The organism is Nonomuraea sp. NPDC050783 (assembly GCF_040802095.1).
Lineage (GTDB): Bacteria > Actinomycetota > Actinomycetes > Streptosporangiales > Streptosporangiaceae > Nonomuraea.
The window spans coordinates 589,362-611,780 of sequence record NZ_JBFAHK010000001.1 but is presented as its reverse complement, the minus strand read 5'-3'; the positions used below and the strand labels follow the sequence as shown (position 1 = coordinate 611,780).

Below are 22,419 nucleotides of genomic sequence, written 5' to 3'. Positions count from 1 at the left end.
CCGGCTGTCGAGCCGGCCCGAAGCGATCAGGTGACCGTTCTTGTACGCCTCGGCCCTCAGATCGAACGTGGCCCCCACGTCGTCGCTGTTCCTGAGTCCGATCCAGTGCTGGCCGGAGCAAGCGCGGTGAGCCGCCGTCTCACCCGGCCGCTCGTGGCGGTCATGCGATGCGCGTCGGGGACGGGCCGGCGATCGTCGAACGGAAGATGGGTCCTTGTCAGCCAGGTGCCCGACGGCGGGTCGTACTCGTGGACGAGTACGACCCGGGCCGGTGACGGTGCTCACCGCCGCCTAACCTGCCATCGGTTCCGGCTCGCGCTGTGTGGTGGGCCGCGGCGTTTCGGCTGCCGAAGGGCGCCGACGGAAGACACCGAAACCGATGAGGACGGCCGTGCCGGCCAGACACAGCCAGGCGAAGGCGTCCCCGATCACGCGGTACGGCGTGGTGACGCCGCGGACCGGCACGTCGACCAGCCACTGGTCCTGATCGACCAAGGTGTTCTGTGTGGACAGCACATGGCCTTGGTGGTCGAACGCCGCCGACAAGCCGACGTAGTCCTGCCGGACGAGTGAGTAGCCGTTCTCGATGGCGCGCAAGCTGGCCATCTCGGAATGCACCCGGCCGATCTCCGGCCAGTCACCGCCGGGCACCAGCATGATGTCGGCATCGGCGTGCATCATCGCCGGGAAGTCGGCGTCGTAGCAGATCACGCTGGCGAGGCGGCCGTAGGGCGTGCTGACGACCGGGACGACGCCGTTGCCGGGCCGGTACGGCTCCATGCCGGGGACCGGGTGCGACTTCTGGTAGGTCCACAGGACGGTGCCGTCAGGGCCGATCAGGTGGGTTTCGTCCCGGCTGTCCCGCGGGTTGGGCAGGTAGACGTTGTCGGCGACGAGCAGGTAGATCTGCTCCTGGCGGGCGACGCTCCGCGCCTGGGAGAGGAGCGCGGGCAGGCCGGCGTGGGAGACGTAGGCCGCGTTCTCCGACCAGATGACGATCTTCGCGCCGGCCTGGGCCGCGCGCCGGGTTCTGGCGAACAGGTCGTCGATCACAGCGGTGGACTCCGGTCCCACCGTGTCCGGATCGAACCGCGGCAGCGCGCCCTGCCCGGCGGACACCTCGACCTCCGGGCGGCCGAGTGCCGTCATCTGCTTGTGGATCAGAGCCATGTTGGCGTTGAGGCCGGCGATGCGGACGGTCTGTGTGGTGTCCACCGGGAACCACGCCATCCGTGCGGCGCCACCGACCACCACGACGGCGAGCACCGCGACGTAGGCGCCCACGACGCGCGCGGTGCGCCACGACGGCGGGTGCTCCCAGGCCCAGTTCGCCACGGTCGCGCATCCGCCGATGAGGAAGCCGACGCCGTACGAGCCCGTCACGGCGGCCACCTGCAACAACGCGAGGTGGTCGAACTGGGTGTTGGCGAGCAGGCCGATGACCGTGCCGAACGGAGAGAGCGTACCCAACAGGAACTCGGCCACGACCAGCACCATCGGGAACAGCAACAACTCGCCGGCCGTCCCGAGGCGCCGCGCGACCAGCCGATCGGCGATGTAGGGCAGGGCGAGCACGGTGCCGAAAGTCAGGCCGGCCAGCACCGTTGTCCCGTTCATCGGCACGGCCGTCTGCCAGATCCAGAACATCGCGCCCGCCCAGGACACGAGCCATACCAGGACCAGGCCGCCGAGTGGGCGACTGGTGCGCGCGAAACGCAGCAGGAACACCGGAAAGAGCCACGCGGCCGGCGCGATGTCCCAGCGTCCACCCACGGCGAACAGGGCGGTCACTGTACCGATGACCAGCCACAACCAGCGTCGTCGACCGTTCACGACCTTACTCATCGAACCCTCCGAACTATTTGAAATCCCCACCAAGGAGCGCCGGCCCACACCGGACGGGGCCTCGGCGCGCTACGCCGCGTTCCTGACCAGGCCGAGCCTGATCAGGCTGCGGGCGCCGTCGACGATCAACTCCTCGTTGGACCTGGGTTGCCAGCCGAGCACGCGGCGCGCCTTCTCCGCGCTCGCCCCGGGCTGCCGGATCGGTCATCGCCCGCAGGTGCAGGTCCGCCACGTCCCGCACGTCGACCAGGGCGAAGGACAGGCGCGGCAGCGCCGGTATCTCGCGGTTCAGCAGACGCCGGACGAGTGTGCTGGAGGTCGACAGATCGGGTCCGAGCACCGGTCCAAGCACCGTGACCGGATTGACGACGGCGAGTTCGAGCGATCCGCCCTCACGATCCACGAAGTCCCACGCCGCGCGCTCGGCCAGCGTCTTGGACTTCGCATAGGCACTCACGCGAGGACCGTCTGGATCGGTCCAGTCCTGCTCGGTGAACGTCCGGTCGAGGCTCTGGTGGCCGTAGCTCATCGCCGCGAAGGACGAGGTCAGCACCACCCGCCGCACCCCTGCGTCGCGCGCGGCGCGCAGCACCCGCAGCGCACCGTCACGCGCCGGGACGATGAGGTCGTCCTCGTGGCAGGGCACAGCGGCCGGGAACGGCGAGGCGACGTGGAGCACGTAGTCGCAGCCCCGCACCGCGGTCGCCCAGCCCTCGTCGGAGGTGAGGTCGGCGAACGCGAAGCTGAGCGCGCCGCCCGGTTCCGCGCCGCCCGCGCGCAACAATCCGCGGACGTGCTCCTCCTGTTCCGGTGGGCGGACCGTCGTCCGCACGGTGTAACCCGCGTCGAGCAGCCGCAGGATGCAATGCGCCCCGACGAAACCCGAGCCCCCGGTGACCAACACCGATTCACCGCGCATGCCTTCGCTCCCCTGCACTCGATCTTCTCGCGTGGACCCGGCCCCCGGAGCGGTATGCAACGGGCATGCTTCACGCTGAGACATGAATGTATTGGTACGAGACTTGGGAGTCAAGACACCGGTGTCTCAATCTGGTACGCTGCTACCTACCATGGAATCGGCAACCCCTCCCAGCAGCAGCAAGAGCTCCCCGCGCTTCGACCGCACCTCCGCCGCGATCCTCGACGCTGCGGCCCGGGTCTTCTCCGAAGAGGGCGCCGGCGCGAACCTCGCCACCGTCGCCGTCGCAGCCGGTATCAGCCGCGCCACGCTGTACCGCTACTACGCCAACCGTGAGGTCCTGCTCGACGCCCTCACGGCCGACGCCCTCGACGCCGTGGCACGCCGCCTCGCGGACGCGAACCTCGAACGCGCGACCGTCGAAGACGCGATCGAGCGGATCCTGCGCGCGTTCGTGGCCGTCGGAGACCGCTACGCGGTGCTCACCCATGACCAGGCGACACTCGAAGCGGCACACGGAGAACTCGCCGCTCCGCTGCACGACGTACTCGCTCGAGGAATCGAGACCGGAGTACTGCGCGACGACCTGCCCGTCGAGATCCTCTACGAATTCCTCGCCGCCACCATCCTGAAGGCGATCGCGCTCAACCAGCAGCACCGCCTGGGGCTGGAAGAAGCCAGCGCCATCGCCGCGAGCTTCTTCTTGAACGGCACCCGCTCACGGGATTGATGGGCGGCGGGCCGTGGCGCGATGCGGTTCTCCCGCCGCGGCCGGGCCGGCTTGTCCCGGTTCGGTCTCCACGCCACGAGGGGGGAGGGGCAGGCGGGAGAAGGGGGATGGTCAGGGCAGTAGGCCGGTGCGGCGGGCGGAGGCGGCGGCCTGGGTGCGGGTGGAGACCTCCAGCTTGGCCAGGATGTTCGACACGTGCACGCTCACCGTCTTCTGGGCGATGAACAGCCGTTCGGCGATCTCCCGGTTGGTCAGCCCCTCGGCGACCAGCCGCAGCACCTCCAGCTCCCGCGCCGTCAACGCCCCCTCACCGCCGGAGCCGGAGCCGGACCCGCCTCCGGGCCCGCCGGCCGATCCGCCCCCGTGCCCGTGCCCACTGCCGAAGCGGGCCCGGCGGCCGAACTCCAGCAGCGCGTTCTCCAGCGGCGCGGCCCGCAGCTTGCCCGCCGCCTCCCTGGCCAGCTCCCACTCGGCCTGCGCCGCCTCCCGGTCGCCGTGGGCGAGCAGGGCCTCGGCCAGCCGCCAGCGGGCGCGCGCCACCTCGTAGACGAAGCCGAAGTCGAACGCCTCGACCACCCGCCGCCACAGCTCCACGTCGTGCCGCCCGTGCACGCGGTGCCACTCGGCCTCGACCCGCAGGGCCCAGGCCACGCCCTCGGGCCCGAGGTGCCCGCGCTCGCCGATGGGGCCGTGGTCGACGACGTAGCGGGCGCGCTCCAACAGCTCGTCGGCGCCGTCGGTGGTGCCGAGCTCGGCCATCGCCCACAGCCCGACCGCGCACAGCCGCAGCACGCCCGCCTCGCCCGGCACGAGCGGCGCCAGGGCCGCATGGACGTGCTCCAGCGCCGCGGCCGGATCGCCCTGCCAGAGCGCGTGCTCGGCGGCCAGCCCCCGGGACATGTAGGCGGCCAGCTCGCCGGACCAGAACGGCCGCAGCCAGCTCAGCCGGCTCTCCACGCCGGGCAGGCCGCGCCCCACCTCGACGAAGAGCGAGAACGACGACAGCGTCGCCTCCGGCAGCGTGCCCACCCGCACGGGGAAGGTGGCGGCGACGGCCTCCGCCTGGTCCCACTCGCCGGCCACGTAGTGGATGAGGAAGCGCAGGAAGCGCAGGTCGGTGCCGTAGGTGCTCCACTTGAGGCCGGTGTCGAGCGCCAGCCGGATGCCCTTGTCGGCCATGTCGGCGGCCTGGGCGAGCTTGCCCTGCTCGTAGTGGATGCGGGCGTGGTGGAAGCGGGCGCGCAGGTCCATCGCCAGGTCGCCGGTGTTGTGGGCGGAGGCGGTCTCGACCAGCTCGTGGGCCCTGGTCACGTCACCGCGGTATTCGGCGTAGGTGGCCAGCGTGAGCAGCGCGCCGACCTCGGCGTCCTTGGCCCCGGCGGCGCGGGCGGTCTCAAGGGCGCGGGTGGCCAGCGCCTCGACCTCCTTGTGGCGGGGGCTCCACAGCAGGGTGCGGGCGTGGGTGGCCAGGGCGCGGGCGAGCGCGCGCTCGTCCTCGGCGCTGCGGACCGCGCGCTCGGCGGCCGCGATGGCGCCGGGCTGGTCGTCGGTCTCGTACAGGTAGTAGGCCAGGCGCTCGCTGACCTCGGACGTCGGCGGCAGCGCCCGGAGCTGGACGACGGCGCGGTGGTTGTCGCCGCTGTCGGCGGCCATCGTCGCGCTGCGGAAGGCCAGCGCCGCCCGGCCCTCGCCGGCCAGCTCCTCGGCGCCCTCGACGCGGTCCCAGAGGCCGAGTGCCTGGTCGTAGTGGCGGTGGGCCTCGGCGGGCGCGCCCAGCCGCTCGGCCAGCCGGCCGGCCTCGGCGGACGCCTTGAGCGCGCCGGCGAGGTCGTGGCCGGCGAGGTGGTGGTGGGCCAGCTCGGCCGGCGAGGTCAGCAGGCGGGCGAAGGCGGCGTGCAGCCGGGTGCGCTCGCCGGGCAGCAGGTCGGTGTAGACCGCCTCCTGCAGCAGCGCGTGGCGGAAGGTGTAGCCGAAACCGTCGACCCGCAGCAGCCCGCGCGAGACGATCTCCCTGACCGCCTCCTCGAACTCGGCCAGCGGCAGCCCCGACACCTCCCGCAGCAGCTCGTCCTCCACCCGCCGCCCGGCCACCGCGGCGGCCCGCAGCACCCGCTGGCTCGCCTCGGACAGCACCTCGACCCGGGACATCAGCAGGCTGGCCAGCCCGTCGGGCAGGCTGTCGCCCTCGGCCACGGCCGCGAACAGCTCCTCGGCGTAGAACGGGTTGCCGTCGGCCCGTGCGACGATCTCCCCCAGCTCGTGGACGCCCACCTCCCCCATTGTGGCGACGTAGTCGGACAGGTCGCCGGCGCTGAGCGGCCCCAGCTCGACGCTGGTCACCGTCGGCAGGCGCTTGAGCTCGGCCAGCACGGACCGCAGCGGATGGCGGCGGTGCAGGTCGTCGGTGCGGTAGGTGCCCACGACGCAGACCTGCTCGGCCTGCACCATGCGGCTGAGGAAGACCAGCAGGTCGCGGGTGGAGCGGTCGGCCCAGTGCAGGTCCTCGATCACGAACAGCACGGGCTGCACGCCGGCCAGGAGCCCGAGCAGCGAGCCGAACAGCCGCTGCTGGGTGAGTCCGCTGGAGGGCGCGCTCTCGGTGCCTGGCAGGAGCTGGCCCAGCAGGGGGTGGGCGGCGGCGGCCTCCCGCACGGCCGGCTCGGCGCCGCGCAGCGCGTCGGCCAGCGGCAGGTAGGGCAGGGCGTCGCCCAGCTCGGCGCACTGGCCGACGAGCACGTGGAAGCCCAGCTCGCGGGCGCGCTCCACCAGCTCGCCCACCAGCCGTGTCTTGCCGATGCCCGCGTCGCCGCCGACGAGCGCGACGCCGGCCGTGCCCTCGGTGGCGGACCGCAGCACCCGCTCGAGCCTGGCGAGCTCGGCCGAGCGCCCGACGAGAAGTCCGTTCACGTCAGCAACTATGCCACGCCGCCCCGACAAGTTATTGGACCGGTAAACAACCCCCACATTGGCTCTTATACCCGGACCAAGGCCGTCCTAGGCTGCGGTAATGATCTCCCCCGCGACGTACGCGCTCTTCGTCACCGCCTCACTGGTCCTGGTGCTCGTCCCCGGCCCGAACCACTTCTACATCACCGCCCGCGGCCTGGCGCAGGGCCGGGCGGCCGGGCTGGCCAGCGCGTTCGGCGTGGAGACCGGCACGCTGGTGCACATCGCGGCCGCCGCGGCCGGCCTGTCGTACCTGATCTCGCGCTCGGCCGCGCTGTTCGCGGTGGTGAAGTGGGTGGGCGTGGCCTACCTCGGCTACCTGGCCTTCCGCGCGTTCACCGGCGGCGGGCAGGAGGAGGGCGGCACGCCGGCGCCGCAGCCGCTGCGCAAGGTGTTCCTCGAAGGGGTGCTGGTCAACGTGCTCAACCCCAAGGTGGCGCTGTTCTTCCTGGCGTTCCTGCCGCAGTTCGTGGACCCGGGGGCGGGCTCGCCCGCGCTGCAGATCGTGGTGTTCGGCCTGACGCTGCTGCTGCTCGGCCTGGTCTCGGACGTCGTGTACGCGTGCACCGCCGGCGCCCTCGGCCGCCGCCTGGGCCGCCACGTCCGGGCCCTGCGGTACGTCAGCGGCCTGGTCTACCTGGGCCTCGGCGTGGCCACGGCGTTCGCCGGGAGAAAATGAGGCTCATGGCCCCGAGGAAGCAGCAGGAGATCTTCGACGCGACGTTGCGGCTGGTCGCCGAGAAGGGCTACGACGGGCTGACCGTCGAGGGCGTCGCCGAGCGGTCGGGCGTCAACAAGACGACGATCTACCGGTGGTGGCCGTCCAAGGCGGCGCTGCTGGGGGCGGCGCTGGTGGAGGCCGACCTGCTCGGGTTCGACCCGCCCGACACCGGCAGCCTGCGCGGCGACCTGGTGGCGCTGGTCGATTCCGTGATCCGGCTGCTCACCGAGGCGCCGTCGGCCGACATCGCGGTGGCCGCGCTGGGCGCCGCCGTCCGCCATCCCGAGCTGGACGCCCGCCGCTTCCTCGCCGACCGCTTCGCGAGGGAGCGGGAGATCTTCGAGCGCGCGGTGCGCCGCGGCGAGCTGGCCGCCTCGGCCGACCCGATGCTGATCGTGGACCTGCTGGCGGGGGCGGTGTGGCTGCGGGTGGTCTTCCGCGGGCTGCGCGTGCCGGACGGCTTCGCCGACCAGGCGGTCTCGGCCCTGCTCGACGGCGTCCGGGCCGGGACCGGAACGGATTGAGGGACCGGAACGGGGGTCAAGGGGCCGGAGTCGAAGGGCCTGAACGGGGCTAGAGGACTTCGGCGAGGGCGGCGGAGATGCGGTCGAGCACGGGGTGCGGGGCCAGCCCGTAGGCGTAGAAGTCCACCGCGAGCGCTCCGGCCGCCTTGGCCGCGCGGACCTTGGCCACCAGCCGGTCGAGCGAGTCGCTGTCGGGATGCCCGGGCCGCAGCACCGCCCGAACCTCGCGGTCCTTGCCGACCGAGCGCAGGTAGGCCCCGACGTCGTCGGCCACCCGCGCCGCGTCGCGGGCGTAGGCCAGCACCCCGAACGCCGGCACCAGGTCACCCAACGCCACCAGGTCGACGCCGAGCTGCCAGGCGTCGTGGGCGGCCAGGCCCGGCGTGGGCAGGCCGTCGGCGTACCCCTTGACCGCGCCCGTGGAGTCGATGAACACCAGCTTGGAGCCCTCGTCGGCGACCGCGGAGGCCACCTCGGACACCAGCGTGGTGACGGTCTCGGAGCGGGCCCGGGCGTAGGCCACGACGTCGGGGCCGGCGTAGGCGGTCAGTGCCGCCCTGGTCACCTCGCCCTGCGCGGGCGGGTCGCCGTCGAGCACCCGGCCGACGATGCGGGCGCACTCCTCGCGCGCCACCTCGGCGTCCACGCCCAGGTCGGCGGCGCGGCGCAGGCAGTAGTCGCAGAAGCAGAGCCCGAACAGGTAGGCGTCCATCGGCCCGAGCGGCACGAACGAGCGCAGCGCCCGCATCGGCAGGAAGTGCAGCGCCTCGGCCACCACGCTGTCGACGCCGAGCCTGGCCACCGCGCGGGCCAGCGCCACCGCGTACTCGCGCACGTCGGGGTGGGCGGGGCACAGGTCGGTCGGCGAGCCGCGGTCGCCGAAGCAGTCGCGGACGGTGACGTCGGGGTGCTCGGCCCCGAGCGTGGCGTTGCGCAGGAAGACCGTCCAGCCGTGCAGCTTCATGGACCGCCGCGCGCACGCCTCGCGCAGGCCGTCGAAGACGGCGGCGTGGCCGGGCACCGGGGAGAGCCGCAGCCCGTCGAACAGGTCGGCGGGCGGGGCGAAGTGCGCCCCGTCGCGCCGGATGGTCAGCCTGGACAGCCCGTGCGGGGTGACGTCGCGGGAGGCGTGGTGCGCGGCGCCGACGGTGACGCCGGTCACGCCGTAGCCGCTGATCCTGTCGAGCACCCGCTCGACGCCCTCACCGCGCAGATCCTCGGCGAAGACGTAAACCGAACTGTCCACGAGCCGACCTTACGCGCTCTTGTGCGCGACGAAGTCGATCTCCACCAGGATGTTCAGGAGCTGGGATCCCACGGTGGTGCGGACCGGGTAGGGCGCGTTGAAGTACGACTTGTACACCTCGTTGAAGGCGGCGAAGTCGCGCTCCAGGTGCTGCAGGTGGACGGTGGCCTTGATCACGTCGTCGAAGCCGAGGCCGTGCGCGGCGAGGATGGCCCCGAGGTTGCGCATGGTCTGGTGGGTCTGGGCGGCCACGTCCTCGCCGACGACCTCGCCGGTGTTCGGGTCGAGCGGGCCCGCGCCGGAGGTGTAGACGAAGTCGCCGACCACGAGACCCTGCGAGTACGCGCCGATCGGGGCGGCGCCCTCGCTGGTACGGAGCTCCTTCTTCACGAAATCTCCCTAAAAATCGGTATTTATCATGCCAACGACACGGTAGTCGGAGTCCACCAGCGGCAGCACGCGCCACTTGTCGAAGGCCGTACAGGGATGGGAGATGCCGAAGGACAGCAGGTCACCGGGCTTGAGCCCGTCGGCGCGCACCACCGTGTGCTGGTCCTGCATCCTGAGGACGGTGACGCCGTCGCGGCGCGGGATCGGCAGGCCCTCGTCGTAGGGGGCGTCCCGCTTGCCCATGCCGACGATCGCCAGGCCGGGCTCGGGGGCGGACAGCACGTACGCCCACACCTCCAGCGCCGGGCGCAGCTCGCCGTCCACGCGGTTGAAGGGGGTGCGCTCGCGGTAGTAGCCGTCGTCGTGGCTGACGTACGCGCCGCTGCGCAGCAGGATCCTGGCCTGGACGGCGGCCAGCTCGCGCCCGATCACGTCGAACCACTGGCTGCCGCCGACGGACAGGAGCGGGTCGCGGAGGCGGACGTACTCCAGGGCTTCCACCAACGTGTCCAGATATTTCCGGACCTCGCCCGCGCCTGGCAGGCCGCCCTCGTACCCCGCCACCCCGGCCGGCTCCACCCCGGGCGTGCCCGCCGCGTGCTCCGCCACCCGCAGGAACTCCTCCAGCGAGCGGCAGCCCGCCCGGCCGCCCTCGTGCCCTCGCTCCACCAGCACCCGGAACGGCCGCCGCCCCGCGTGCCGGGCCAGGATGTCCACGCCCTCGACCGAGTCGGCGAAGCTCAGGAACTCGAAGGACGGGTCCCGCTCCAGCTCAGCGGCCGCCCAGGCCAGCCCCGCCGGGTCCACGACCTGGTTGGCGACGAGGACGCGCCGGGCGCCGAACCCGCGGGCCGCCCGCGCCTGCCGCGTGTCGGCCACGGTCAGCCCCCACGCGCCGGCCGCGAGCTGCCGCCGCGCGATCTCGGCGGACATGTGCGTCTTGGCGTGCGGGGCCAGCTCCATCCCGTGGCCGCGGACGAAGGCCGCCATCGTCGCGACGTTGTGCTCCAGCGCGTCCCGGTGCACGACCATCAGCGGGAAGTCGAACTCGCCGTCGAAGATCGATGTCGGCACGGATCCCCCTTCATCCGCGTCTGACCTTATTACACCGATCATGGATGGAGTGCCCGGCCCGGCGCCGCTCCCGTCAGCTCTCCGGCGGCCAGCACCGGCACGCCCGACACCAGTACGTCGTCCACGCCGGCCGCCGGCGTGCGCGGCTCGGCGTACGTCGCCCGGTCGCCCACCGTCGCCGGGTCGATCACCACCAGGTCGGCCGCGCAGCCCACCCGGACCAGCCCGCGGTCCGCCAGCCCGAACCGCCGGGCCGGATGCCCGGCCAGGTGCACGACGGCCTGCTCCCACGTCCAGTCGCCCAGCTCCCTGACGTGCCGGCCGAGGAAGCGGGCGAACGCCCCGAACCCACGCGGATGCGGATGTCCGCCCACGTAGATGGCGTCGGAACCGCCCGTGTGCGAGGGGTGGCGCAACATGCGGCGCACCGACTCCTCCCCCTCCGGGCCCTCGTCCGGGCGGGCGGTGACGACCCCCGCCTCCAGGTGCGTCTCGATGAGCAGGCGGCGGCACAGCTCGGCCGGTTTCGTCCCCGCCCGCTCGGCCGCCTCCACCAGGGTCAGCCCCTCGGTCCACTCCATGCCGGGGGCGTGCGAGACGGTCAGCCGGGGCCAGGTGGCCTCCATCGCGCCCCACCACTCGTCCAGGTCGGCGCCGGCGATCAGCTCCAGCGCCCGGCCGGTCTCCGCGGCGGGCACCGACGGCGGCAGCACGACCATCGCCAGGATCGTGTTGCCGCGCAGGTAGGGGTAGGTGTCGAAGGTCAGGTCCACGTCGCGGGCGAGGGCGTCCTCGACCAGCGGCAGCAGCACGTCGGCCGGGCCGTGCAGGTGCGAGACGTGCACGGCCGCGCCCGAGCGGGCGGCGATCTCCGCCACCTCGGCCATGCCGACCGCGGCGCCGGCGCCGTAGGCGCGCATGTGGGTGACGTACGGCAGGCCGCCGAGCGGGCGGCACAGCGCGGCCAGCTCCGCGGCGTCGGCGTAGCGGCCCGGCAGGTACTCCAGGCCGCTGGACAGCCCGGCCGCGCCCTCCGCCAGGCCGCGCTCGACGTGCCGCACCATCGCGGCCAGGTCGCCGGCGGAGGCCGGGCCCGGCTCGGGGCCCATCACGTCGTAGCGGATGGTGCCGTGCGGCAGCAGGTACGCCGTGTTGAGCGCGACCGCGCGGTCGTAGGACTCCAGCAGCTCCCCGACGGTCAGCGGCCCGTCGAAGCGCGACGGGCCGTTGACCGCGGCGAAGTAGCGGGAGGCGTAGGCGACGGTGGCGGCCGAGCCTGGCGCGTACGACAGCCCGTCCTGGCCGAGCACGAGCGTCGTCACCCCCTGGCGCAGCGCCGCCCGCTGCACCGCCGGGTCGAAGACGGCGGCGTCGCCGTGGGCGTGGCAGTCCACGAAGCCCGGCGCGACGAACCGCCCGGCCGCGTCGATCACCGTCGCCGCCTCGGCGGCCTCCAGCCTGCCCACGGCGGCGATCCGGTCGCCGCGCACCGCCACGTCCGCCCGGTACGGCGGCGCGCCCGTGCCGTCGAGCACCCTCCCGCCGCGGATGACCACGTCGAAGCTCATCCCGCGATTCAACCAGAGCGCCCGGTCGAGCGCGGCCCGCACGCCACCCCCTCGCGTACCGGGTGCGCGGCCAGCAGGTCGCGGGCCCGCGCGCGGGCCAGGTTCCAGCCGTTCCACGGGTCCGGCCGATCCAGCTCGTTCGCCCTGACCACGTCGGCCAGCACGCAGCTGCGCTGCGGCTCCGGCAGCCGGTCCAGCGCCGGCACCGCCTCCGCGCCGAGGTCGCCCAGGTAGTCGGAGTCCAGGTTGGCGACGCCGCGCACCTCCACCTGCGTGTACGCCACCCGCAGGTCCGGGTTCACCATCGCGAACGCGCCCAGGCCGAGCCCGGTCACCAGGACGATCGTGCGCGGCAGCCAGCCCGAGCCGCGCCCGGCCAGCCGCGCCGCGCCCGCCAGCAGCACCAGCGCGAACACCGCGCCCAGCCACCAGACCGTGGCCTGCACCGACAGCCGCAGCCGGGACAGGCCGTAGGCGTCGGTGTAGAGGTTCATCCGGTGCAGGGCCGAGGCCAGCACCACCATGGTCAGGCCGCAGAGCACGCCCAGCAGGCCGGCCAGCACCCAGCGCTCGCGCCGCCCGGTCCGCAGCAGGCCGGCCGCCACCGCCACGATGCCGAGCACGAACACGCTGACCACGACGAGCTGGAAAAAGCCCTGCCTGGCGTACTCGGCGTAGGTCAGGCCCGCCGTCCTCAGCACCCACGTGTTGCCGCCGAACAGCGCCGTGATCTGCACCGCCACGAACGAGGCGAACAGCAGGTTCACCGCCGTCAGCGGCACCGCCCACACGCTCCCGCTCACGGCGAACCTGCGCCCCGGGCCCACCGGGTCGGCCACCGGCCGCAGCGCGACCAGCACCACGGCCGCCAGCAGCACGGCGAACACCACGAACAGGACGATCCGCACCGGCGCCGACTCCATCCAGGCGGGAGCGGTCATCAGGCGGCCGGCGTACGAGGCGAACACCGCGTCCGCCGAGCTGAACAGCAGCCCGAACACCAGCAGCAGCACCACCGTGATGCCGGTCGCGGCCAGCGCCGGCAGGATCCGCCGCCGGGCCGTCAGTCTCTTCAGCGGCGCGGCCAGGAACCACGGCACCGGCCCCAGCGCCAGCAGCACCGACGCGCCGCCCCTGAGCACGCCGAGCCAGCCCGTCCCGGCCCCGGACACGGCCAGCGCGCCCAGGCCGGCCCCGCCCACGAGCAGGATCCCCACCAGCCAGTCGGCGTCGCGCACCGCCGCCATCGAGACCAGCCAGTACGCCGTGACGCCGAACGCCAGCGTCCACGGCGTCATCCGCCTGACCACGGCCGGCAGCGCCGCCGCGCCGAGAACCATCGCCACGAGCACGATCCCGAGGCCCACCTGCGCCTGCGGCAACGCCACGGCCGCGAACACCCCGGCCCCGCCGGCCGCGGGCAGCAGCCAGCGCGGCGGGTCCGGCAACTGGGGCCGCGGGAACAACGGCGGCGGCACGTACGCGGGCGGCCCGTACACCGGCCCGCCCGGCCCCCGGCCCCCGGCCCCCCCACCCCGCACCGGCTGCCCGGCCGCCGCCGGAGAGTGCCCGGCGTGGGCCGAGGACTGCCCCGCCGCGGCCGGGGGGTGGCCCGCCGGGGTCGGGGGGTGGCCCGCCGGGGCCGGGGGGTGTCCGGTGGGGCGGGTCGGTGGGGTGGAGTGGGCGCCCGGATGGGTGGAGGGGGCGCCCGGGTGGGTGGAGGGGGCGCCCGGGTGGGTGGAGTGGGCCGCCTGGTACGCCAGGGCCGCCGCGCGGCGGGCCGAGCCCGCGCCCACGGCCGCGCCGGTCGCGCCCACGCCCGCCGTACACAGGATGAGCGTGACGAGGGCCAGCCCGTCCCCGACCGTCACGCTGACGATCACGGCGCCGAACATCCCGAGCAGGAACCCGACCATCGTGCCGACGACACCTCCGCCGAACACCCGCACGAGCCCGGCCCCCGCCGACGGCGCCCCCACCGCCGGGTGAGCACCGGCGGCCGTCACGCCCGCAGCCCCACCCGGCACACCGGCCACCAGCGGCTCCCCACCGGCGACCGGAGGGCCACCGGCGGCCACCCCGGCCCCCGCGACCGGCGAGCCGTCAGCGACCGGACCACTCGCCGCCACCTCGCCGTCCCGCGACTCCCCGTGGTCCGGGAGCCCCCGGACGCCTTCCGCCGGGTCGTCGTCCGGCACGGCCTCCACAGGCTGCGCGGCCTGCGCGGCCTGCGCGGCCCGCGGCGGGTCCGCCTCCAGTGGCGTGTCGGTCATGGTCGTCGTCCTCCCTGGTAGCTCGACGACCATGCGGCACCCCGCGCAGTCGTCGATCCGTACCGATCCCCCGTGCAACTCCACGATCTCCTTGACGATGGCCAGCCCCAGCCCCGCGCCGCCCGAGTCGGCGGCCCGCCCGGAGTCCAGCCGCGAGAAGCGCTCGAACACCCGCCCCCGTGCCGCCGCCGGGATGCCGGGCCCGCGGTCGGCGACCGCGATCCGCACCCCGTCCCCCTCGGGTGCGCCGCTGACGGTGACCGTCCCGCCGGGCGGGCTGTGCCGGACCGCGTTGTCCAGCAGGTTGGCCAGGACCTGGGCGAGCAGGTCGGGGTCGGCCCGCACCACCAGGCCGCCCGGCACCACGGCCCGGATCGCGACGTCCTCGCGGGCCAGCCCCGCCTCCCGCACGGCCTGCTCGACGAGCGGCGCCAGCGTGACGTCCTCGGCCTCGATGAGCCGCGCCCCGCTGTCCAGCCGGGACAGGTCGAGGAGCTGCGCCACGAGCCGTCCGAGCCGTTCGGTCTGGGCGAGCGCGGTGGCCATGGTGACGGGGTCGGGCGCCGAGACGCCGTCCACCACGTTCTCCAGGACGGCCCGCAGCCCGGTGATGGGCGTGCGCAGCTCGTGGCTGACGTTGGCGACCAGCTCGCGCCGCTGCCGGTCCACCTCGCCGAGATCGGCCGCCATCGCGTTGAACGCCCTGGCCAGCTCCCCCACCTCGTCCCGCGAGGTGGCCTCGACCCGCAGCGCGTAGTGGCCCTTGGCGATGGTCTGGGCGGCGCGGGCCATCTGGCGCAGCGGCTTGGTCATCCCCATCGCGAGGAGCTGCACCATGATCAGCGCCAGGACGACGGCGACCGCGATGCGCAGCTCGCGCGACAGCCCCGAGTTGATGCCGACCTCGTTGACCACGAACGCCGTCCCGACGGCCAGCACGATCACGAGGCCGAGCTTGACCTTGATCCGGCCCAGGAAGTCGAGGGGCCTCATCGCCGGACCAGGGCGTACCCGACGCCGTGGACGGTGCGTACGACGTCGGGGCCGAGCTTGCGGCGCAGCGCCCGGACGTGGCTGTCCACGGTCCTGGTGGCGGCGGCCTCGGAGAAGCCCCACACGTCCGACAGCAGCCGGTCGCGCTCGAAGACCTGGCCGGGCCGCTCGGCCAGCCGCCGCAGCAGGTCGAACTCGGTCCGGGTGAGCTGCGCCTCGGCGCCGCGCACGAAGACCCGGCGGGCCGCGGTGTCGATCTCGACCTCGCCCACCCTGATCACGGTGTCCTCGGCGGCGAGCTGGGCGGCCCGCTCCACCCGGCGCAGCAGCGCGTGGATGCGGGCGACCAGCTCGCGCATGCTGAACGGCTTGGCCAGGTAGTCGTCGGCGCCGACGCCCAGCCCGACCAGCACGTCGGTCTCGTCGCCGAGCGCGGTCAGCATGAGCACCGGGACGGGGCGGGCGGCCTGCATGCGCCGGCACACCTCCAGCCCGTCCAGGCCCGGCAGCAGCCGGTCGAGGATCACCAGGTCGGGCTCTGCCCTGCCGTACTGGACGAGGGCGTCCTGCCCGTCGCCCGCCACCCGGACGTCGAACCCCTCGGCGGCCAGGCGGTTGCGCACGGCCAGGGCGATCGTCTCGTCGTCCTCGACCACGAGGATGCGTCGCTGCTCTGCCACGTACGAAAGCCTAGGAGCGGCCCGTGCAGAGCACACCTCCTGAAGCGTGCACATACGGTGCAGACTTGGCGGGTGAACATCGCCGCACACCTGCGCCGCATCGGGCTGGGCCGCCCGACGACGTCGGCGCGCGGGAGAAGGACGAGCTGCGGGGGAAGGTGCACAGCGCGCACGAGCCCTGGCCGGCCGGCCGGGCGACGTGACGGTTACGGGCCGGATGCGAGGGTGTGGAGGTTGTCGTGCACCTCGACATGGGAGGGGCGGGGAAGCTGGCCGGTCGTTACCGCCTGCTCGACCCCGTGGACGCGGCGCCGGTGCGCCCGGCCTTCGACGAGTCCGGCCGCCGCGAGGTGGCGGTCAGGGAGTTACGCCTGCCGCCCGAGCTGCGCGAGGCGGCGCTGCACCGGGCGCGGGCGGCGACGGCGCTGCGGCATCCGTCGATCGTGCCGGTGCTGGACGTGGTGGTCGCGGGCGGCACGCCGTGGCTGGTCATGGAGCCGGTCGCCGGGACGTCGCTGGAGCGGGCGGTGGGCTCGCGAGGCCCGCTCCCGGTGACGCAGGCGGCCAGGGCGGGGGTGGGCGTGCTGGCGGCGCTGACGGCGGGGCACGCGGCGGCGTACGTGCACGGCAACGTCGAGCCGGGCAACGTGCTGCTGACCGCGCGGGGGCGGGCGGTGCTGACCGGGTTCGGGCTGCCGAGCCGCAGCACCTGGCCGTCGGCCGACCTGTGGTCGCTGGGCGCGACGCTGCACTTCGCGGTCGAGGGCCGGCCGCCGCGCGAGAACCCCGCTCCCGGGCCGGACCCGTTGAGGTCGCTGATCAGGGCGATGCTCGGCCCGGCGGGGCCGCCGCCGGTGGAGGTGATCCGCGAGACGCTGGAGCGGCTGGCCGTGGACCAGCCGCTGGACCGGCTCATCGAGGCGCTGGGCCCGCTGCCGCCCGCCGAGGTGGCGGCGATCGGGCTGGCGATCGTGGAGCGGCTGCGGGACGGGCCGGGCCCGCACGGCGGGGTGCAGCCCGGGAACGTTCTAGTGGACGGCGAGGGCCGGGCCACGCTGCTGCCGTCGCTGCGGTCCGGCACGCCGCCGGCGTACGCGGCGCCGGAGGGCGTGCTCAGCCCGGCCGCCGACCTGTGGTCGCTCGGGGCCACGCTGTTCGCCGCGGTGGAGGGCAGGCCGCCCGCGCCGGGCGCGCCGCTGGTCCGCGCGGGCGCGCTGGCGCCGCTGCTGTTCCGGCTGCTGTCGGGCGACCCGGCCGAGCGGCCGGCGCTGGAGGAGCTGGCCCGCGAGCTGCGCGCGCTCGATCCGCGGAGCCGCTGATTTGCGATACATCGCGAGTGGGAACCCGCGGGGCGTCCCGCTCGTTGGACCGACGACGCAGAATGTGGGAGAGGCGGGGCGCGCGCTCCGCGGTCGGAGGAAGAGGATGTCGCCAGTCCAGAAGTACGCCATCGGCGCAGGCATCGCCGTCCTGCTCACGCTGATCCTGCCCCTGCCGGGCTGGGTCACCCTGCTGGTCATCCTCGCCGCGATCGGCGTGCCGGTGGCCGGCTACCTGATGCTCGACCCCTCGCAGCGCGAGCGGCTGAAGAGGTCCCGCCGGCGCGGCATCGGCCACTGAGCCACCGGGCGGCGGAGGCCCTTCCCGCCGGGCCTCAGGCCTCCGCCGCGGCCAGCGCCGCCTGCACGCGCCGGGTCACCCTGCGTTCGATGAAGAACGACAGGAACGGCACCGTGCCGCCGAGCATGACGCCCGCCATGTAGGGCCACGACCAGCGGGCCTTCATGCCCAGGTTCATGACGGTGACGAGGTAGATCATGTAGAACCCGCCGTGGATCGGGGCGGTGATCTTCGACAGGGCCGGATTGCCGAAGCCGTAGCGCAGCACCATCGCGACGCACAGGATGAGCAGCATGCAGCCGACGACATAGGCGAGCACCCGGAAGGGCTTCAGAGCCGATTCCACGATTTAACCTTCCAGAGCCATTTCAGGGGATTTGCCGCGATCCTGGTCGCGATCCCGATCCGTTCGTACGGCATCGCGGACGAAGTGGAACCACATGAACACGGCGAACCCCGCGAAGATCCACCAGTTGGCGGCGTATGCCAGGTTACGCCAGGTCAGCGTGCCCTCGGTCGCCGGCGGCGAGACCCTGACCTGCGTCAGCGTGCCGGACGGCGGCTGCGCGACCACGAAACCGGTGCGCACCTTCTGGCCGCTCCACAGGTTGACCAGCTCGCCCGTGGACACCGTCTGCACCTGCCCGGCGGGCAGCCGGTCGGCGCGCCGCTGCACGCTGTCGGTGCCCTGCTGGGGCTGGAGCCGCCCGGTCACCGCCACCCGGCCCGGCGGCACGGCGGCCACCGCCGGGTCGTCGCTCCTGAGCACCCAGCCCCGCACCACCGGCACCAGCGTGCCGTCGTCGAGCCGGACCGGGGTGAGCACCCAGTAGCCGTCGTCGCGGGAGACGTTGCCGCCGGGCGCGTCCACGTCGGGCCGCCGGTCGGCCACGAGGAGCTGGCGGGCGGCGTCGTACTCGCCCTCCGCCGTCACCCTGCGGCCCACGGCCTCGCCCTTGATCTGGGCGGCCAGGGGGGCGAGCGTGGCGGCGGGGACCGGCGCGGGGTCGGCGGCGGCGCGCGGCCTGCCCGACTCCTCGAAGACGCCGAGCTGCCAGCGCCCGAGGAGGATGAACGCGACGAGGACCCCGATCGTGAGCAGGTGCAGCCCGATGAGCCGGGGCGAGAGCAGGGTCCTGAGCATGCATCCAAGCTATCCGCCGGGTGGGGTGGTCCCCTAATCACCCCGCTCGATGAATCCCGCCAAAAGGCGCAAACGTCGCAGCGGATGCCGCTAGGCTTGCGCCCATGTCTGACCAGCATATCGACCCCGCGGGCAACACCCAGGCCTTCCGCGCCTTCGCCCAGGCACGCGAGCAGGAGGCGGCGGCCCAGCCCAAGAAGTCGCCCCTGCTGCCCATCATCGCGGTCGTCGCGGCGATCGTGATCATCGGCATCGCCGCCTTCCTTCTCCTCCGGTAACTCCCTCCTAGGACGACCTGGCAGGATCACCCGCCGCGACGCCGTGGCGGGTTTTCGGCATTCCCTCGCACCGCACCCGTGGCCTACATTGGACGCCTGGTCCAATAGGAGGTCCCCCGCGTGCGCGAGCAACCAGGAATCGTGGTCGTGGGTGCCGGCTTCGCCGGGATCTGCATGGCCGTCAAGCTGAAGGAAGCCGGTTACCACGACTTCGTCGTCCTGGAGAAGGCCGGCGAGCCGGGCGGGACCTGGCGCGACAACACCTACCCGGGATGCGCCTGCGACGTGCCGTCGCCCATGTACTCCTACTCGTTCGCCCTGAATCCCGGCTGGTCCCGGATGTTCGCCCCGCAGGAGGAGATCCAGCGCTATCTGCGCTCGTGCGCGGACAAGTACGGCGTGACCCCCCACATCCGGTACGGCAAGACCGTCACGGCCCTGGAGTACGACGACGCGCGCCGCTCCTGGTCGGTGACCACCGAGGACGGCGAGACGTTGCGGGCCAACGCCGTCGTCTCGGCCATCGGCGCCCTCCACATCCCGAAATATCCAGATATTCCGGGGCGGGAGACGTTCACCGGCCCCGCCTTCCACTCCGCCACCTGGGACCACTCCGTGGACCTGACCGGCAAGCGCGTCGCCGTCATCGGCACCGGCGCCTCGGCCGTCCAGTTCGTCCCCCGGATCGCCCCGCGCGCCGCGCACCTGACGGTCTTCCAGCGCACCGCCCCGTGGCTGCACCCCAAGCCCGACCTCGCCTTCCCCCCGGCGGCCCGGCGGCTGCTGCGCCTGCCCGGCGCGGCCAGGGCCCTGCGGTACGCCGTCTACTGGGCGCTGGAGAGCCGGGCGCTCGGCTTCGCCGTCCACCCGAGCCTCATGAAGGCCCACGAGCGGCTGGCCCTGCGCCACCTGGAGCGGCAGGTCCCCGACCCCGCGCTGCGCCGCGCCCTGACCCCCGACTACCTGATCGGCTGCAAGCGCGTCCTGATCTCCAGCGACTACTACCCGACCCTGACCAGGGACGACGTCTCGCTCGTCACCGACGCGATCACCGAGATCCGCGAGCGCTCCCTGGTGGACGCCACCGGCCGCGAGCACCCCGCGGACGTGATCGTCCACGGCACCGGCTTCAAGGTCGTGGACGCCCTCGCCGACCGGCACATCGTCGGCCGCGACGGCCTCAAGATCCAGGACGCCTGGCGCGACGGCGTCGAGGCCTACCACGGCATCGTCACCGCGGGCTTCCCCAACCTGTTCTTCCTGCTCGGCCCCAACACCGGCCTCGGGCACAACTCGGTCGTGTTCATGATCGAGTCACAGGTCCGGTACGTCATCGCGTGCCTGCGCCTGCTGGCCAGGACCGGGGCCAGGGCCCTGGACGTGCGCCCGGCCGCGCAGGCGGCCTTCAACCGCCGCCTGCGCGCCCGGCTGGACCCGCTGGTGTGGAACGCGGGCGGCTGCCGCTCCTGGTATCTGGACGAGCACGGCGTGAACCGGACGATCTGGCCGGGCTTCACCTTCGAGTACTGGGCGCGTACCCGGCGGGTGCGGCCCGGCGCCTACGAGCTCATCCCCGGGCTCAGCTCCGGGCTCACCTCCGGGCTCACCTCCGGGGACTGACCACCATCGCGCTGCCGCCGCCGCGCCGGACCGGCTCGGCCACCGCCTGGACCCGGCCCCGGCCGACGAACTCCAGCCCCGTGGCCGCGCCGATCTCCGGAGTGGGCGCGAAGGCGTGCCCGCGTGCCTCCAGCTCGCTCCGGTACCGGTCCAGGAACGCCTGCTCGGCCTGCGTCTGCGCGCTGTTGCGCTGCGAGGCCCTGGGCGCGGCGACCGCGTCGGGCAGGCTCATGCCGAACTCGTACCGGTTGACCAGGATCTGCAGCACGGTCGTGATGATCGTCGCGCCGCCGGGCGAGCCGACCGCCAGCACCGGCTCGCCGCCCTTGAACACCAGCGTGGGCGCCATCGACGAGCGGGGCCGCTTGCCGGGGCCGGGCAGGTTGGGGTCGCCGGGGGCCGGGCCGAAGGTGAAGTCGGTCAGCTCGTTGTTGAGCAGCACGCCGCGGCCCGGCACGACGATGCCGTTGCCGCCGGTGGACTCGATGGTGAGGTTGTAGGCGACGACGTTGCCCCACCGGTCGGCCACCACCAGGTGCGTGGTCTCCGGGCCCTCGGCCTTGGCGGCCGGGGACGAGGCGTCGCCCGGCCGGGCGCACGGCTCGTACGAGCCGTCGGGGCTGCCCGGCGCGACGGGGCTGGTGAGCGCCCGCTCGCCGATCAGGCAGGCGCGCTCCTTGGCGAAGCCGTCGGACAGCAGCTCCCTGAGCGGCACGCCGGGGATGTCGCCGATGTAGGCGTTGCGGTCGGCGAAGGCCAGCCGGGAGGACTCCAGGTACTCGTGCAGGCCGACCCGCGGCAGGGCTTCGAGGATGTTGAGCGCCTCGCCGACCGTGGAGCCGCCGGAGGACGGGGGCGCCATGCCGTACACGTCCAGGCCCTTGAAGGAGATCTTCGTGGGCTCGCGCAGGAGGGCGCGGTAGGCGGTCAGGTCCGAGGTCTCCATCAGGCCGGGGCGGACGTTGCGGGTGCTGCCCGGGGTGACCGGCGGCCGCTTGACGGTGGCCACGATCTCCTGGCCGAGCCGGCCGCCGTACAGCCAGCCGGGGCCGCGCCTGCCCAGCTCGCGGTAGGTGTCGGCCAGCTCGGGGTTCCTGAAGACCGAGCCGACGGGCGGCGGCGCGCCGTTCGGCAGGTAGAGCTTCGCGGTGGAGGTGAAGTCCTTGAAGCGGGCGGCGTTGGCGGCCGTCTGGTCGTAGAAGGTCTGGTCCACGACGAAGCCCTTGGAGGCCACCTCGATCGCGGGCTGGAGCGCCTGCCTGAGCGAGAGGGTGCCGAAGCGGCGCAGGGCGAGGTCCCAGGTCGCCACCGTGCCCGGCACGCCCGCCGACAGGCCGCTGGTGACGCCCTCCTCGAACGGGACGCCCTCGAACGCGGTGGCGGTCATGGCCCTGGGGGCGGTCTCGCGCCCGTCGATGGTGAAGACCTTGCGCCGCGCGGCGTCGTAGTAGACCAGGAAGCCGCCGCCGGCCAGCCCGGCCGAGTACGGCTCGGTGACGCCCAGCGTGGCGCCTGCGGCCACCGCGGCGTCCACGGCGTTGCCGCCCTTTCTCAGCACGGCGATGGCGGCCCTGGTCGCGTCGAGGTCCACGGTGGCGGCGGCGCCGCCGTACCCCTCGGCGACCGGGACCTTCTGCTGCGGCCCGGCGGCCGGGACCTTCTGCTGCGGCCCGGCGGCCGGGACCTTCTGCTGCGGCCCGGCGGCCGTGGCGGGCGCGGCCGGCGCGAGCGCGATGAGGGCTGCTGCTGCGGGAACGATCACTCGTCGCATGCCTTCCACGTAACACCAGCTACGCCCGCCGCGGTAGGGTCTCCTGCGACCTGGGGGTGATGCGCTGGTCAGGGGCT

The 22,419-nt window shown here is 73.7% G+C and carries 19 protein-coding genes; 7 read left to right on the top strand and 12 right to left on the bottom strand.

Annotated elements, in window-relative coordinates; translation table 11 throughout:
- Positions 1–291 precede the first annotated feature (291 nt).
- Both AB0H75_RS02845 and AB0H75_RS02840 read right to left on the bottom strand, forming a co-directional pair.
- Positions 292–1,845: a nitrilase-related carbon-nitrogen hydrolase gene (locus AB0H75_RS02845; RefSeq protein ID WP_367789218.1), complete on the bottom strand. Its 1,554-nt coding sequence runs from the start codon at positions 1,843–1,845 to the stop codon at positions 292–294.
- A 13-nt stretch (positions 1,846–1,858) separates the two neighbouring features.
- Positions 1,859–2,764, bottom strand: coding sequence for an SDR family oxidoreductase (locus AB0H75_RS02840; protein ID WP_367789215.1), 906 nt, complete (start codon positions 2,762–2,764; stop codon positions 1,859–1,861).
- A gap of 151 nt (positions 2,765–2,915) precedes the next feature.
- Between AB0H75_RS02840 and AB0H75_RS02835 the strand changes: the two genes are divergently transcribed.
- Positions 2,916–3,494: a TetR/AcrR family transcriptional regulator gene (locus tag AB0H75_RS02835; protein ID WP_367789212.1), complete on the top strand. Its 579-nt coding sequence runs from the start codon at positions 2,916–2,918 to the stop codon at positions 3,492–3,494.
- Positions 3,495–3,605: 111 nt separating this feature from the next.
- On the opposite strand, the gene AB0H75_RS02830 is transcribed toward AB0H75_RS02835, so the two are convergent.
- Positions 3,606–6,401 carry an AAA family ATPase gene (locus tag AB0H75_RS02830; RefSeq protein ID WP_367789209.1) on the bottom strand — a complete coding sequence of 932 codons (2,796 nt, stop codon included), beginning with the start codon at positions 6,399–6,401 and terminating at the stop codon, positions 3,606–3,608.
- A 100-nt stretch (positions 6,402–6,501) separates the two neighbouring features.
- On the opposite strand from AB0H75_RS02830, the gene AB0H75_RS02825 reads away from it, so the two are divergent.
- The gene (locus AB0H75_RS02825) at positions 6,502–7,119 is read left to right on the top strand and encodes a LysE family translocator (RefSeq protein ID WP_367789206.1); all 618 of its coding nucleotides are present in this window, start codon (positions 6,502–6,504) and stop codon (positions 7,117–7,119) included.
- 5 nt (positions 7,120–7,124) lie between these two features.
- Entirely contained in the window at positions 7,125–7,685 is a 561-nt protein-coding gene (locus tag AB0H75_RS02820; protein WP_367789203.1) for a TetR/AcrR family transcriptional regulator, read from the top strand.
- Positions 7,686–7,734: 49 nt separating this feature from the next.
- On the opposite strand, the gene AB0H75_RS02815 is transcribed toward AB0H75_RS02820, so the two are convergent.
- From AB0H75_RS02815 to AB0H75_RS02790, 6 genes are read right to left on the bottom strand one after another with little or no spacing between them, the layout of a single operon-like run.
- Positions 7,735–8,931, bottom strand: a complete 1,197-nt coding sequence (locus AB0H75_RS02815; protein WP_367789200.1) for a hypothetical protein — start codon at positions 8,929–8,931, stop codon at positions 7,735–7,737.
- Between the two features lie 9 nt (positions 8,932–8,940).
- Positions 8,941–9,321, bottom strand: coding sequence for a RidA family protein (locus tag AB0H75_RS02810; protein WP_367789197.1), 381 nt, complete (start codon positions 9,319–9,321; stop codon positions 8,941–8,943).
- 9 nt (positions 9,322–9,330) lie between these two features.
- A complete protein-coding gene (locus AB0H75_RS02805) occupies positions 9,331–10,395 on the bottom strand; it encodes an alanine racemase (protein ID WP_367789194.1) in 1,065 nt (354 codons plus the stop codon).
- A gap of 38 nt (positions 10,396–10,433) precedes the next feature.
- On the bottom strand, positions 10,434–11,963 hold the full coding sequence (locus AB0H75_RS02800) for an amidohydrolase family protein (protein WP_367789191.1): 1,530 nt from the start codon (positions 11,961–11,963) through the stop codon (positions 10,434–10,436).
- A gap of 8 nt (positions 11,964–11,971) precedes the next feature.
- The gene (locus tag AB0H75_RS02795) at positions 11,972–15,229 is read right to left on the bottom strand and encodes a DUF4153 domain-containing protein (RefSeq protein ID WP_367789188.1); all 3,258 of its coding nucleotides are present in this window, start codon (positions 15,227–15,229) and stop codon (positions 11,972–11,974) included.
- Positions 15,226–15,885 carry a response regulator transcription factor gene (locus tag AB0H75_RS02790; RefSeq protein WP_367790470.1) on the bottom strand — a complete coding sequence of 220 codons (660 nt, stop codon included), beginning with the start codon at positions 15,883–15,885 and terminating at the stop codon, positions 15,226–15,228. Before AB0H75_RS02790 ends, AB0H75_RS02795 begins: the two co-directional genes overlap by 4 nt.
- Positions 15,886–16,148: 263 nt before the next feature.
- Between AB0H75_RS02790 and AB0H75_RS02785 the strand changes: the two genes are divergently transcribed.
- Positions 16,149–17,228, top strand: a complete 1,080-nt coding sequence (locus AB0H75_RS02785) for a protein kinase (protein WP_367789185.1) — start codon at positions 16,149–16,151, stop codon at positions 17,226–17,228.
- 106 nt (positions 17,229–17,334) lie between these two features.
- Complete coding sequence (locus tag AB0H75_RS02780; RefSeq protein ID WP_367789183.1) at positions 17,335–17,529, top strand: hypothetical protein; 195 nt, start codon at positions 17,335–17,337, stop codon at positions 17,527–17,529.
- A gap of 34 nt (positions 17,530–17,563) precedes the next feature.
- On the opposite strand, the gene AB0H75_RS02775 is transcribed toward AB0H75_RS02780, so the two are convergent.
- Positions 17,564–17,875, bottom strand: coding sequence for a DUF3817 domain-containing protein (locus AB0H75_RS02775; protein WP_367789180.1), 312 nt, complete (start codon positions 17,873–17,875; stop codon positions 17,564–17,566).
- Between the two features lie 3 nt (positions 17,876–17,878).
- Positions 17,879–18,673, bottom strand: coding sequence for an SURF1 family protein (locus tag AB0H75_RS02770; protein WP_367789177.1), 795 nt, complete (start codon positions 18,671–18,673; stop codon positions 17,879–17,881).
- 104 nt (positions 18,674–18,777) lie between these two features.
- Between AB0H75_RS02770 and AB0H75_RS02765 the strand changes: the two genes are divergently transcribed.
- Positions 18,778–18,951, top strand: a complete 174-nt coding sequence (locus AB0H75_RS02765; RefSeq protein WP_367789174.1) for a hypothetical protein — start codon at positions 18,778–18,780, stop codon at positions 18,949–18,951.
- Between the two features lie 120 nt (positions 18,952–19,071).
- Positions 19,072–20,571, top strand: coding sequence for a flavin-containing monooxygenase (locus AB0H75_RS02760; protein ID WP_367789171.1), 1,500 nt, complete (start codon positions 19,072–19,074; stop codon positions 20,569–20,571).
- Here the strand turns inward: AB0H75_RS02760 and AB0H75_RS02755 are convergent.
- Positions 20,555–22,342 carry a gamma-glutamyltransferase family protein gene (locus AB0H75_RS02755; protein WP_367789168.1) on the bottom strand — a complete coding sequence of 596 codons (1,788 nt, stop codon included), beginning with the start codon at positions 22,340–22,342 and terminating at the stop codon, positions 20,555–20,557. The genes AB0H75_RS02760 and AB0H75_RS02755 overlap by 17 nt on opposite strands.
- Between the last annotated feature and the right edge of the window lie 77 nt (positions 22,343–22,419).

Excerpts from the sequence above, each read along its gene's own strand:
- AB0H75_RS02845 (WP_367789218.1), bottom strand. The coding sequence starts at position 1,845 with ATGAGTAAGGTCGTGAACGGTCGACGACGCTGGTTGTGGCTGGTCATC.
- AB0H75_RS02840 (WP_367789215.1), bottom strand. The coding sequence starts at position 2,764 with ATGCGCGGTGAATCGGTGTTGGTCACCGGGGGCTCGGGTTTCGTCGGG.
- AB0H75_RS02835 (WP_367789212.1), top strand. The coding sequence starts at position 2,916 with ATGGAATCGGCAACCCCTCCCAGCAGCAGCAAGAGCTCCCCGCGCTTC.
- AB0H75_RS02825 (WP_367789206.1), top strand. The coding sequence starts at position 6,502 with ATGATCTCCCCCGCGACGTACGCGCTCTTCGTCACCGCCTCACTGGTC.
- AB0H75_RS02820 (WP_367789203.1), top strand. The coding sequence starts at position 7,125 with ATGGCCCCGAGGAAGCAGCAGGAGATCTTCGACGCGACGTTGCGGCTG.
- AB0H75_RS02800 (WP_367789191.1), bottom strand. The coding sequence starts at position 11,963 with ATGAGCTTCGACGTGGTCATCCGCGGCGGGAGGGTGCTCGACGGCACG.
- AB0H75_RS02795 (WP_367789188.1), bottom strand. The coding sequence starts at position 15,229 with ATGAGGCCCCTCGACTTCCTGGGCCGGATCAAGGTCAAGCTCGGCCTC.
- AB0H75_RS02780 (WP_367789183.1), top strand. The coding sequence starts at position 17,335 with ATGTCGCCAGTCCAGAAGTACGCCATCGGCGCAGGCATCGCCGTCCTG.
- AB0H75_RS02770 (WP_367789177.1), bottom strand. The coding sequence starts at position 18,673 with ATGCTCAGGACCCTGCTCTCGCCCCGGCTCATCGGGCTGCACCTGCTC.
- AB0H75_RS02765 (WP_367789174.1), top strand. The coding sequence starts at position 18,778 with ATGTCTGACCAGCATATCGACCCCGCGGGCAACACCCAGGCCTTCCGC.
- AB0H75_RS02755 (WP_367789168.1), bottom strand. The coding sequence starts at position 22,342 with ATGCGACGAGTGATCGTTCCCGCAGCAGCAGCCCTCATCGCGCTCGCG.